General features: G+C 67.8%; 10 protein-coding genes. 3 read left to right on the top strand and 7 right to left on the bottom strand.

Features of this window, described 5'->3' with window-relative positions:
• Positions 1–53: 53 nt before the first annotated feature.
• The 5 genes from ACQ859_RS26390 to ACQ859_RS26370 all read right to left on the bottom strand — a co-directional run bounded on the left by ACQ859_RS26390 (position 54) and on the right by ACQ859_RS26370 (position 6606).
• Positions 54–1334 (bottom strand): nucleotide sugar dehydrogenase, encoded by a 1281-nt coding sequence (locus tag ACQ859_RS26390; RefSeq protein WP_431263453.1) that lies wholly within the window; start codon positions 1332–1334, stop codon positions 54–56.
• Between the two features lie 103 nt (positions 1335–1437).
• Positions 1438–2847: a mannose-1-phosphate guanylyltransferase/mannose-6-phosphate isomerase gene (locus ACQ859_RS26385; protein WP_431266659.1), complete on the bottom strand. Its 1410-nt coding sequence runs from the start codon at positions 2845–2847 to the stop codon at positions 1438–1440.
• A 124-nt stretch (positions 2848–2971) separates the two neighbouring features.
• Positions 2972–3994, bottom strand: a complete 1023-nt coding sequence (galE, locus tag ACQ859_RS26380; RefSeq protein ID WP_431263452.1) for a UDP-glucose 4-epimerase GalE — start codon at positions 3992–3994, stop codon at positions 2972–2974.
• Between the two features lie 16 nt (positions 3995–4010).
• A complete protein-coding gene (locus tag ACQ859_RS26375) occupies positions 4011–5183 on the bottom strand; it encodes a hypothetical protein (RefSeq protein WP_431263451.1) in 1173 nt (390 codons plus the stop codon).
• Positions 5184–5211: 28 nt separating this feature from the next.
• The gene (locus ACQ859_RS26370) at positions 5212–6606 is read right to left on the bottom strand and encodes an undecaprenyl-phosphate glucose phosphotransferase (RefSeq protein ID WP_431263450.1); all 1395 of its coding nucleotides are present in this window, start codon (positions 6604–6606) and stop codon (positions 5212–5214) included.
• Positions 6607–6744: 138 nt separating this feature from the next.
• On the opposite strand from ACQ859_RS26370, the gene ACQ859_RS26365 reads away from it, so the two are divergent.
• Positions 6745–7278 (top strand): hypothetical protein, encoded by a 534-nt coding sequence (locus tag ACQ859_RS26365; protein ID WP_431263449.1) that lies wholly within the window; start codon positions 6745–6747, stop codon positions 7276–7278.
• An 8-nt stretch (positions 7279–7286) separates the two neighbouring features.
• A complete protein-coding gene (gene ubiB, locus ACQ859_RS26360) occupies positions 7287–8840 on the top strand; it encodes a ubiquinone biosynthesis regulatory protein kinase UbiB (protein ID WP_431263448.1) in 1554 nt (517 codons plus the stop codon).
• 33 nt (positions 8841–8873) lie between these two features.
• Here the strand turns inward: ubiB and ACQ859_RS26355 are convergent, their stop codons facing one another.
• Positions 8874–9635, bottom strand: a complete 762-nt coding sequence (locus ACQ859_RS26355) for a sigma-70 family RNA polymerase sigma factor (protein WP_431263447.1) — start codon at positions 9633–9635, stop codon at positions 8874–8876.
• Positions 9636–9829: 194 nt separating this feature from the next.
• The gene (locus tag ACQ859_RS26350; RefSeq protein ID WP_431263446.1) at positions 9830–10051 is read right to left on the bottom strand and encodes a FliM/FliN family flagellar motor switch protein; all 222 of its coding nucleotides are present in this window, start codon (positions 10049–10051) and stop codon (positions 9830–9832) included.
• Positions 10052–10553: 502 nt separating this feature from the next.
• Here ACQ859_RS26350 and ACQ859_RS26345 point away from each other — a divergent pair.
• On the top strand, positions 10554–11999 hold the full coding sequence (locus ACQ859_RS26345) for a sodium:solute symporter family protein (RefSeq protein WP_431263445.1): 1446 nt from the start codon (positions 10554–10556) through the stop codon (positions 11997–11999).
• Positions 12000–12067 lie beyond the last annotated feature (68 nt).

Here is a 12067-nt window from a genome sequence, read left to right as displayed (position 1 = left end):
GATCGTCCGAAAGGGAGCCTGAGGCGACGACGGCGGCTGAGCGCCGTCCGCCGTCACAGTCGCCAGACCCGCAGGCCGGCCGCGCGCAGATTGTCGCTGTTAAATGCGGCCTTCACGTCGATGAAGGCGCCGCCGTCGACCAGCTTGGCGGCGAGGTCCCCGACGCCCAGCGCCTTGTACTCGCGGTGGGCGACCGCGGCGACGATGGCGTCGGCGCGCGGCAGGTCCTCAAAGGCGTGCAGCTGCACGCCGTACTCATGCATCGCCTCGTCGGCCTCGGCGGCCGGGTCGGTCACGAAGACCTCGACACCGTAGCTGCGCAGCTCCTGGATGATGTCGATCACCTTGGAGTTGCGCAGGTCGCCGCAGTCCTCCTTGAAGGTCAGGCCCAGCACGTTGACCTTGGCCCCCTTGACGTGCGAGCCCGCGGCGATCATCTGCTTGATGGTCTGCTCGGCGATGAACTTGCCCATGCCGTCGTTGATGCGCCGGCCCGCCAGGATGACCTGCGGGTGGTAGCCCAGCATGTCGGCCTTGTGGGTCAGGTAGTACGGGTCCACGCCGATGCAGTGGCCGCCGACCAGGCCCGGCTTGAACTTCAGGAAGTTCCACTTCGTGCCCGCGGCTTCCAGCACTTCGGAGGTGTCCAGGCCGATGCGCTCGAAGATGATCGCCAGCTCGTTCATCAGCGCGATGTTGAGGTCGCGCTGGGTGTTCTCGATGACCTTGGCGGCCTCGGCCGTCTTGATGCTGGACGCGCGGTGCACGCCGGGCACGATGATCTGCTCGTAGGTCTTCGCGACGATGTCCAGCGTTTCGGGCGTGTCGCCGGAGACGATCTTGAGGATCTTCGTCAGCGTGTGTTCCTTGTCGCCCGGGTTGATGCGCTCCGGGCTGTAGCCGACGAAGAAGTCCTGCTTCCACTTCAGGCCGGACTCCCGCTCCAGCACGGGAATGCAGACCTCTTCCGTGGCGCCGGGATAGACGGTCGATTCGTAGACGACGACCGCGCCGCGCTTCATGTGGCGCCCGACGCTGGTCGAGGAGCCGATCAGCGGCTTGAAGTCGGGGATGTGGGCCTGGTCCACCGGCGTGGGCACGGCGACGATGATGACGTCGGCCTCGGCCAGGCAGGCCGGGTCGCTGTGGTACTCGGCGTGGACGGCGGCCTGCACTTCCTCGTCGGTCAGCTCGCGCGACGGGTCGGTGCCGGCGCGGCACCTGGCGACCTTGTCCACGGCGATGTCGAAACCGATCGTGCGGCCGTGCTTGCCGAATTCGACCACCAGCGGCAGTCCCACATACCCCAACCCGACGACGGCGATCACGGACACGGCCTTCTCCTGTTCTTTCCGAGGACGGCTTTGTATCCGACTTTCATCCGACTTTCGTGTCGCCGCCCGCCGCGTCCCCCCGGGTGAGGGTCGGTGGCAGGGGTCAATTGCGGCCGTACGTGTCCTGGTAACGCACGATGTCGTCCTCGCCCAGGTAGGAGCCGGACTGGACCTCGATGATCTCCAGCGGCAGCTTGCCGGGGTTGGACAGGCGGTGGACCTGGCCGAGCGGAATGTAGGTCGACTGGTTCTCGGTCAGCAGCAGCGTCTTGTCGCCGTTGACGATCTCGGCCGTGCCCTGCACGACGATCCAGTGCTCCGCGCGGTGGTGGTGCATCTGCAGGCTCAGCGAGGCGCCGGGCTTGACCATGATGCGCTTGACCTGGAATCGCTCGCCCATGTCGATGCTGTCGTACCAGCCCCAGGGACGGTGCACCTTGCGGTGCAGGTTCTGCTCGTCGCGCTGCGAGGCCGTCAGCTGGTTGACGATCTTCTTGACGTCCTGGCTCTTGCTGCGGTCGGCGACCAGCACCGCGTCCGGCGTCTCGACGACGACGATGTTGTCCAGTCCCACGGCGGAGACCAGCCGGCTGGTGGCATGCACCAGCGTGTTGCGGCTGTCCGCGATGATCGCGTCGCCGCGGCTGGCGTTGCCGGACTCGTCCTTGTCGGCGACCTGCCAGACCGCCTCCCAGGCGCCCAGGTCGTTCCAGCCGGCGTCCAGCGGCACCATGCGCAGGGCGATCGGACTGCCGGGGCAGCGCTCCATCACGGCGTAGTCGATGGACTCCGACGGCACGGCGGCGAAGGCCTCCTTGGCCGGGCGCACGAAGGCGCCGTCCACCGCCTTGGCGGCGAAGGCGACGCGGGTGGCCTGGTCGATGTCGGGGCGGAACTGCTGCAGCGCCTTCAGCCACACGCTGGCGCGCAGCACGAACATGCCGCTGTTCCAGTAATAGCCGCCCTGGTCGAGGTATTTCTGCGCGGTGGGCGCATCGGGCTTCTCGACGAAGGCTTCGACGCGCAGGCCGGCGCCTTCAGCGCCGGCGCGGATGTAGCCGTAGCCGGTTTCCGGCCGGTCCGGGGTGATGCCCAGGATCACGATCGCGCCGTCGCTGGCCTGACGCACGGCGTCCTGCAGCGCGGCGGTGAAGGCGGGGCTGTCGGTGACGGTCTGGTCCGCCGGCGTCACGACGAGCACCGGGTCCGCGCCGCCGTCGAGCGCCTGCAGCGCCGCCAGCGTGATCGCGGGCGCGGTGTTGCGGCCGACCGGCTCCAGCACGACCGCACCGGGCGTGAGCTGCAGTTCCCGCAGCTGGTCCAGGACCATGAAGCGATGTTCCTCGTTGCCGACGACGATCGGCGCCTTCACGGCGATGTCCTCGGCGGACAATGCGGCCAGACGTTCCGCCGCCTGCTGGAACAGGCTGGTGTTGCCGTTCAGCACCAGGAACTGCTTCGGGTAGCCGGCGCGCGAGAGCGGCCACAGCCGTGTTCCGCTGCCGCCCGCCATGATCACCGGCTGCGTGTCGATCTTGCTCAAGGTACTGCTCCCTCTTGGTCTCTTGCCGGCGGCCGCGCGCCGGGTGTCTGGTGAATCAAAAACTGGACCTGTGCCGGTCGCCGCCGGCGGCCGGTCAGGCCTCGAAGCCGTTCGGGTTCGACGACTGCCAGCGCCAGCTGTCCTCGCACATGCGCTGCAGATCGTACTTCGCGGACCAGCCGAGCTTGTCGCGGGCCAGTGCCGGATCGGCGTAGCAGGCGGCGACGTCGCCGGGACGGCGGGCGACGATCTCGTAGGGGATCTCGCGGCCGCTGGCGGCGGCGAAGGCCTTCACCAGGTCCAGCACGCTGTAGCCGCGGCCGGTGCCGAGGTTGACCCAGATCGACTCGTCGCCGCGCAGCAGGAAGTTCAGCGCCGCGACATGGCCCTCGGCCAGGTCCACCACGTGGATGTAGTCGCGCACGCCGGTGCCGTCGGGGGTGTCGTAGTCGTCGCCGAAGATCGAGAGCTTCGCGCGGCGGCCCACGGCGACCTGCGTCACGTAGGGCATCAGGTTGTTGGGGATGCCGCGCGGGTCCTCGCCGATGCGGCCGCTCTCGTGCGCGCCGACCGGGTTGAAGTAGCGCAGGCAGGCGGTCTGCCAGCGCGGGTCCGACGCGCCCAGGTCGCGCAGGATGCCCTCGCCGATCAGCTTGGTCGCGCCGTACGGGTTGACGGCCATCAGGTCCGCGTCCTCGCGGAGCGGCAGGGTCTTCGGCTGGCCGTAGACGGTGGCGCTGGACGAGAAGACGATGCGCTTGCACTCATGGCGGCGCATGGTCTCGCAGACGGTCAGCAGGCCGTCGAGGTTGTTGCGGTAGTAGCTCAGCGGCTTGGTCGTGGACTCGCCGACCGCCTTGTAGGCGGCGAAGTGCACCACCGCCGCGGGCTGGTATTCGTTGAAGACCGCGTCCAGCGCGGCGCCGTCGCAGACGTCGAGCTTCTCGAACAGCGGCGTCTGGCCGCTGAGTTCGGTCAGCCGCTCCAGCACCTTCGGCGAGCTGTTGCTGAAGTTGTCCACGCCGACGACGCGGTAGCCGGCCGCCTGCAGCGCGAGCCAGGTGTGGGAGCCGATGTAGCCGGTCGCGCCGGTCAGCAGGATGGTGTCGTTGGCCATGAGGAGGTCCCGGGTCTCAGCGGATCATGCCCTGCACGTAGCAGCCGGCGGTGTAGGCGTTGTAGGAGTACAGCACGTTGGACGTGTCGCGGTCGAAGCGCGTGTACGAGCAGCCCACGGTGACGTTGCGCAGTGCCTCCCAGGCCAGGCCCAGGCTGTATTGCTTGGAGTCGTCCTTGGCGCCGGCGCCGGGCAGGGCGATGTCGCCGTTGCGGCTGAGCTTGGTGATGCCCAGGCCGGCCGTGGCCGTGACCTTGCCGCTCAGCCGGTAGCTGAGCTGCGACTGCAGCGCGGTCTGCACGCGGTTGAAGTCGGCCAGGCCGTTGTTGATGCCCAGGTAATAGGCCTCGACGCCGGTGTCGCGCGACAGCTTGGTGTTGAGCGACCAGCGGCCGCCCGGGGCCAGGTTCCAGCTCAGCGAGCCTGTGACTCCCGTGAAGGAGTCCGAGGTGCTGCGGCTGATCCGCGCGTCCAGGCTGCTCGAGCCGGTGGCGCGCCACCGCGCGGTGAGGTCGATGTCCTTGCGGTCCCACTCGAAGCCGTTGGACGGCACCCGGCCCTTGGTGTAGCGGCCCGCCACGCCGAAACGCCAGGCGCTGCTGGCGTTGTAGAGCACGCCCAGCGACGACATGTTCTGGCGGTACTCCTGGCTGTCCCAGAGCGCCAGCGAGTAGTCGCGCTCCCGGCGCGAGAAGGTGCCTTCCACCGTGAACGGCGAGAGGTTGGGCAGGCCCAGCCGGATGCTGCCGCCCAGGCTGCGGTCGGTCTGCAGGTTGCGTTCGGTGGTCGGGGCGATGCCGGTGTTGCTGTTGAAGTCGGCCAGCGTGCGCGCGGTCGTGTAGTCCAGCGTGCCGGACAGGTTGCCCGCGGTTTCCCAGTCGAGGCCGGTGTCGATGTTGTAGCCGCGGTTGTCCAGCGAGCTGTTGTGCTGGTAGCGCGTGTCGTTGAAGCGCGCGTCGGCATGGACGCGCTGACGGCCCAGCCGGGTGTCGGCGCCGGCCAGCAGGCTCAGCGAGGTCAGCTGGTCGCTGTTGGAGGCAGCGTTCGAACGGAACACGTTGTCCGTGTAGTAGTGACCCAGCGAAGCCCCGAGGTACCAGGGGCTGCCGGCATCGCTCTGCGCCAGCACGGGCGCCGCGGCGGTGGCCAGCAGCACGGACGGCAGGGCCAGGCGGTGGAGTCGCTTCATCGGTGGGATCCCCTTCTTGTTGTCGTCATCAGTAGGCGTGGCGATCGAACAGCATCAGCCGCACGGTCCGGACGATGATCTGGAGATCCAGCCCCAGCGACCAGTTGCGCAGGTATTCGAGATCGTATTCGACGCGCGCCTTCATCTTGTCCACGGTGTCCGTCTCGCCGCGCAGGCCGTTGACCTGGGCCCAGCCGGTGATGCCCGGCTTGACCTTGTGGCGGACCATGTAGGCCTTGATGATCTGGCGGTATTCCTCGTTGTGCGCGACCGCGTGCGGACGCGGCCCGACGATGCTCATGCGCCCCTGCAGCACGTTGACGAACTGAGGCAGCTCGTCCAGCGAGGTCTTGCGGATGAAGGCGCCGAACGGCGTGATGCGCGAGTCGCCCTTGGTCGCCTGCTTGACGACGGCACCGTTGTCCATCGAGCGCATCGAGCGGAACTTGTAGACCATGATCTCCTCGCCGTCGAGGCCGTTGCGGCGCTGGCGGAAGATCACCGGTCCCGGCGAGCTCATCTTCACGCCGATGGCCAGCATCACCAGGATCGGCGAGATCAGCACCAGGATCAGCGACGCCAGCACGATGTCGCTGATCCGCTTGACGACCTCGTTCACGCCGGTGAAGGGCGTCTCCAGGATGCCGACGACAGGCACGCCGTTCACGTCCTGCAGCCGGCCCTGGATGATGCTGATGCCGAACACGTCGGGCACGAAGAACAGCGAGGCGGTCGTGCCCTGCAGCTGTTCCAGCAGTCGCAGGATGCGCGGCTGCGAGCCCAGCGGCAGCGTGATGTAGACCTCGCGCACGCCGTGCGTGCGGACGTAGTCGCTGAGCTGCGGCAGCGTGCCCAGCACCTTGCCCAGGCAGTCGGGATGCAGCCGGTCGTCGGTGCGGTCCTCGAAGAAGCCCAGGCAGTCGGCGCCGCCGACGGTGCCGAACTGCAGCGCCCGGGCGACCTTCGCGCCCAGCGGTCCCGCGCCGATGATCACCGCGGTGCGCCGGATCCACGGCTGGCGCGAGCGCCAGCGCAGCACGCGGCGGCCGATCTCGACCGCGGCGATCTGCGCCAGCGGCGTCAGCAGCGCCCACCACAGCAGCACCGGCCGTTCGAAGTAATGGAAGCTGCTGGTCGCATAGGCGAACATGCCCAGGATCAGCAGCAGCATCAGCCACGAACCGACGATGTCGGTGACGGCACTCGCGGGATGATCGGCGAAGCGGTTGCGCCCCGGGAAGGTCAGCGCGAACACCAGCATGCACAGCGTGTACGTGGAACGCATCACCGGCTCGCCGAACCAGGCCAGCAGGGTCAGGTAGACCAGGACGATCAGGGTCGGTTCCAGGAAGGCCGCGATGAAGGATTGGACCGACTGCGGCGCGCTGTAGAAGGTTCTTTTGTAATTTCGGTCCTCAAACATTACCCAGTGGTCCTTCCCCGGCCAAGAGCCGGAAATTCTCGCTCAATTCGTTGCGCGGACTCGTAACCGGACCCCCTAGCTTGTCACCGGTTCCATTGTGGCCGGGACCGCCATCGCGCCCTGCCTACAATCCGCCCCATGCTTCAAGAATGGTCCAAGCTCCTCGCCCCCGCTGTCCAGGATCGCATCACGCTGTTGCTCAACCATGTCATGTCCCGCGAGCCCGTCGCCACCGCGCGTCTGGCCCCGCATACGGGCAAGACGTTGCGACTGCGGCTGGCTGGCTGGCCGGCCATGCTGCCGGCCGCACCTGACCTGCGTCTGCGCATCACCCCCGCCGGTCTTCTCGAACGGCTGGGCGACGAGGATGCCCCTAGGCAAGAACCGGACCTGCTCATCGAGCTGGACGCGTCCAACCCCGCCGCCGCCGCCTTCGCGGCGTTGTCGGGCGCGCGTCCGGACGTGCGGGTGCAGGGCGACGCGCAACTCGCCGGCGACTTCAACTGGCTGATCGATCACGTGCGCTGGGACATCGAGGACGACCTGGCGGCCATCACCGGTCCGGCCGTGGCGCATCAGCTCGGCCGTTTCGGCCGGGCGGCGGCCGCGGCGATGGCGACGCTGGCCCGCACCGCGGGCCGCTTCATGCCCGACGGCCAAGGCCGGGCATGAGGTCCTGAATGAGGTACCTGTCCCGCCTGCTGGTCATCGTCTGGACCCTCTATCGCCACGGGTTGGACGACCTGGCGCTGTCCACGCTCAAGCGTCGCCGGTTCCGCTTCCTGCGCCGGCTGATCACCGTCGGCCGCGCCTGGGACCAGCCCCGCGGCGCGCGCCTGCGCCTGGCGCTGGAGCGGCTGGGGCCGATCTTCGTCAAGTTCGGCCAGCTGCTGTCCACACGCCGCGACCTGGTGCCGCCCGACATGATCGAGGAGCTGTCGCGGCTCCAGGACAACGTCCCGCCGTTCCCCGCCGAGCTGTCGCGCGAGCTGATCGAGCGCGCGTTCGGCCGCCGCATCGAGGAGCTGTTCGCCACCTTCGACGCCGAGCCGGTGGCCAGCGCGTCGATCGCGCAGGTCCACTTCGCGACGCTGCACGACGGGCGTGAAGTCGCCGTCAAGGTGCTGCGGCCGGGCATGCTGGACATCATCGAGGATGACCTGGCGCTGATGCGCACGCTGGCGGGCTGGGTGGAGCGTTTCTCCGCCGATGGCCGGCGGCTCAAGCCACGCGAGGTCGTCGGCGAGTTCAACACCTACCTGCACGACGAGCTGGACCTGGTGCGCGAGGCCGCCAACGCGGCCCAGCTCCGCCGCAACATGCAGGACCTGCAGCTGGTGATGGTCCCGGAGATGATCTGGGAGCTCTGCCGCAGCGAGGTCATCGTCATGGAGCGCATGCGCGGCGTGCCGATCTCGCAGCTGGAGCGGCTGCGCGAGGCGGGCGTCGACATCAAGAAGCTGGCCCGCGACGGGGTGACGATCTTCTTCACGCAGGTGTTCCGCGATGGTTTCTTCCACGCCGACATGCATCCCGGGAACATCCAGGTCAGCCTGGATCCGCACACCTTCGGCCGTTACATCGCGCTGGACTTCGGCATCATCGGCACGCTGACCGAGGTCGACAAGGACTACCTGGCGCAGAACTTCATCGCCTTCTTCCGCCGCGACTACAAGCGTGTCGCCGAGCTGCACATCGAATCCGGCTGGGTGCCGCCCGAGACCCGCGTCGACGAGCTGGAAGGCGCCGTGCGGACCGTCTGCGAGCCGCATTTCGACAAGCCGCTGAAGGACATCTCGCTGGGCCAGGTCCTGATGCGCCTGTTTCAGATCTCCCGCAGATTTAACGTGGAGATTCAGCCTCAGCTTGTTTTGCTGCAAAAAACGCTGCTCAACATTGAAGGTTTGGGCAGGCAGCTCGATCCGGACCTGGACCTTTGGGCGACGGCCAAGCCGTTCCTCGAGCGCTGGATGGACGAGCAGATCGGCTGGCGCGCATTCGTCCGCCAGCTGAAGAAGGAGGCGCCGCGCTTCGCGCAGATGGTGCCGGAATTCCCGCGGCTGATGCACGAGGTGCTGCGCCAGCGCACCGAGGACGGCCATGCCGACCTGACGCGCCAGCTGCTGGTGGAGCAGCGCCGCACCAATCATCTGCTGCAGGCACTGCTGTGGGGCGTCGGCGGCTTCATGGTGGCCCTGGTGCTGACCCAGCTCGCGATGCGCTGGATCGACTGAGGCGTCGCCGAGGGCGGCGCGGGCAGGGCGGCGTCAGGTGGCGTAGTCGGCGAAGCCCTGCTTCAGCCGTGAGCGCAGCAGCGTCCTCACCCGGTTCACGCGCGATCGCACCGTGCCGACCGGGATCGACTGGATCTCGGCGACGTCGCGATAGGACTCTTCCTGCAGGCAGGCCAGGTCGAAGGTGCAGCGCAGGTCCGGGGACAGGCCGGACAAGGTCACGTCGACGATCCCGGCGAGCTGCCGGTATTCGACCTGCTGGCTGACGTCCATGGTCGCGTCTCGCGGCCGATGCACCGACTCCGCATCCATCATGTGGGGCGATTCGTCGAGGCTCTCCATCTGGCCTTTGCGCTTCGAGCAGCGCGCCACGTGATTGCGGGCGACGTTGGCGGCAATGCCGAAGAACCAGGTTTCCACCGACGAGCGCGCCTGGAAGCGATCCGCGCATCGCGTGGCCTCCAGCATGGCGTCCTGGATGATGTCGTCGAGTTCACCCGGCGAGCGCTCGTAGCGCCGCAGGAAGCGCTTGAGCTTGCTGGAGTCGCTGCGCGAATCCCGGGCGATCGTCACGATGTGGGTCAGCACGAGCTGCTGGCGCTGTCGGACGAGTTCGGGATCCTCGGGCGCCAGGACCGGCATCCCGTCGATGTCCCGGGCCGCTTGCGTGGCATCCGCGAGATCGTCGATCGCGAGGTCGTGTCCGGGTGTCAGGCTCGTGGACATCTCGGGCATCGCGGGCTCTTGCGAGTGGGCGTCGCCCGTGTGGCTCATGGCTTCGGTATCGTGGTTCATGAACAGACTCGAAGAAGGCCCGGATCCCCGTTCGGCTCGGTGTCAGGCGCTTGCCCGACGGGGATGGTCCGGGGCCGGGGCTCCCTAGGACAGAGCAGAGGTCGCGCCGCGCCAGGCGCAGGAGGAAGAACGGGGGCAGTGGAAGAAGCAGTGGAAGAGGGGGCGTCGGACCGGCGCGATGGCGCCGCTTCCGTTCATCGCGGATTCCCCCAGGTCAGGATCTCGACGGCGAGGTGCCCCTCGAGTTCGACCAGCCGCCCGGTGCCGAGTTCGGTGCCGTGCGCGACGATGCGCACCGAGGCCGACGTCGACGCGTCGAGGGGGAGGGTCTGGCCGGGCGCGAGGGCGCTCAATTCGCCGACGGTCTTGGCGACGCGGCCCACGATGAAATCCAGGTCTACGGTCAGGGCATCCACGTCGCGGCGCTCCCTTGGGGGTGAAAAGGCATGAGAGGAATTGGACGGCGCGCCCCCTGTCGAGCCCCATCCCTGGAACTCATGTGTGAGGTGGTCCGCCTGACCCAAATGAATTAGTTGCCTCCCGGAAACTAAGCAGAGCGAACCGTTTGGGCCGGGTGCATCGGGCGAGGAGGCCGAGGGCGCCGCCGGGGCGCGTGGATGGCGGCCGCGCGGCTGCCCATGCGGAGGGCACCCGCCGACGGGCCGCCGTCAGGACGATCGTGGTGACGGCCTTGGACGCCGGAGCGCGTCCGATCCCGCTTGACGCATGTCGTTTCCGGCGCGACGCGGCATCGGCTCGACGTCGGCCACGTCAGCGGCAACGAGGGTGATCGGCGCCCCGTCCGAGGGCGGGTGGACCCTGGGCAGCAAGGCTCGACGTTCCGGGGATAATCCGCGCGCAATTTTGTGTGCGTACTCCCGCGCCCTTGCCTTCCCCGCATTCCCAAGGCCCGCCGCCATGCTCCTGACCCTGGTCATCCTTTACCTGCTTGTCACCATCGCGATCGGCCTGTGGGCCGCCAGACGGGTGAAGAACACCGCGGACTTCGCCATCGCCGGCCGCCATCTGCCGCTGGTGATGATCATCACGACGACCTTCGCGACCTGGTTCGGCTCCGAAACCGTGCTGGGCATCCCGGCCAAGTTTGTGCAGACGGGGTTGAACGGCGTCGTCGAGGATCCCTTCGGTGCCGGGTCGTGCCTGATCCTGGTCGGCCTGTTCTTCGCGGCCAAGCTCTACAAGATGACGCTGCTGACGATCAGCGACTACTACCGCGAGCGCTACGGCCGCGTGGTCGAGGTGGTCTGCAGCTTCATCATCATCCTGTCCTACCTCGGCTGGGTCGCGGCGCAGGTCACGGCGCTGGGCCTGGTGTTCAAGCTGCTGTCGGGCGGCGCGATCAGCATCCCCGTGGGCATGATGATCGGCACCGCGTCCATCCTGGCCTACACGCTGTTCGGCGGCATGTGGTCGGTGGCCGTGACCGACTTCATCCAGATGATCATCCTGGTGGTCGGCCTGTCCCTCATTGCCTGGTTCGCGGCCGACATGGCCGGCGGCGCCGACAAGGTCATCTCGCTGGCCAGCAGCCAGGACATGTTCCGCTTCCTGCCCGAGCCGAGCTTCCACGACATCGTGTTCTTCCTCGGCGCGGCGGTGACGATGATGCTGGGCTCGATCCCGCAGCAGGACGTGTTCCAGCGCGTGATGTCGGCCAAGGACATCAAGGCCGCGACGCGCGGGCCGGTCATCGGCGGCATCTGCTACATCCTGTTCGCCTTCGTGCCGATGTTCATCGTGGTCAGCGCGCTGATCATCATGCCGGAGGCTGCCAAGCAACTGATCGCGGAGGATCCGCAGCAGGTCATCCCACGCCTGGTGATGGACCGCATGCCCTTCGTGATGCAGGTGATCTTCTTCGGCGCGCTGCTGTCGGCGCTGAAGTCGACCGCCTCGGCCACGCTGCTGGCGCCGTCGGTGACCTTCGTCGAGAACATCTGGCGCCAGTTCTTCCCGCGCGTCTCGGACAAGCAGGAGCTGCGCACGATGCGCATCGCGGTGCTGCTGTTCTCGATCTGCGTCTGCGGCTACGCGATCGCGCTGCAGGGCACCTCGATCTACGAGATGGTCTCCGGCGCCTACCAGGTCACGCTGGTCGGTGCCTTCGTCCCGCTGGTCTTCGGCCTGTACTGGAAGCGCGCCACGACGCAGGGCGCGATCTTCGCGATCGTGCTGGGCGTGATCACCTGGCTGCTGTTCATCGTGACGCCGGCCGGCGAGCAGTTCCCGTCGCAACTGGCGGGCCTGCTGGCGGGCATCGTCGGCATGCTGATCGGCTCGCTGGGACCCCAGGCGATCAAGGATTCGCACGGGTCGCACCACCGCCTGGCCGGCGGGGCCTGAGCGTCACCGGCGACGCGAACAAGACCTGCATGGCCCGGGCATGACCTGGGCGTCGGCGGCGCTCTCTA

Source organism: Roseateles chitinivorans, assembly GCF_050632235.1.
Classification (GTDB): domain Bacteria; phylum Pseudomonadota; class Gammaproteobacteria; order Burkholderiales; family Burkholderiaceae_C; genus Roseateles; species Roseateles chitinivorans_A.
The sequence above is the reverse complement of the archived record's forward strand: the minus strand, read 5'-3'. Positions and strand labels throughout refer to the sequence as shown.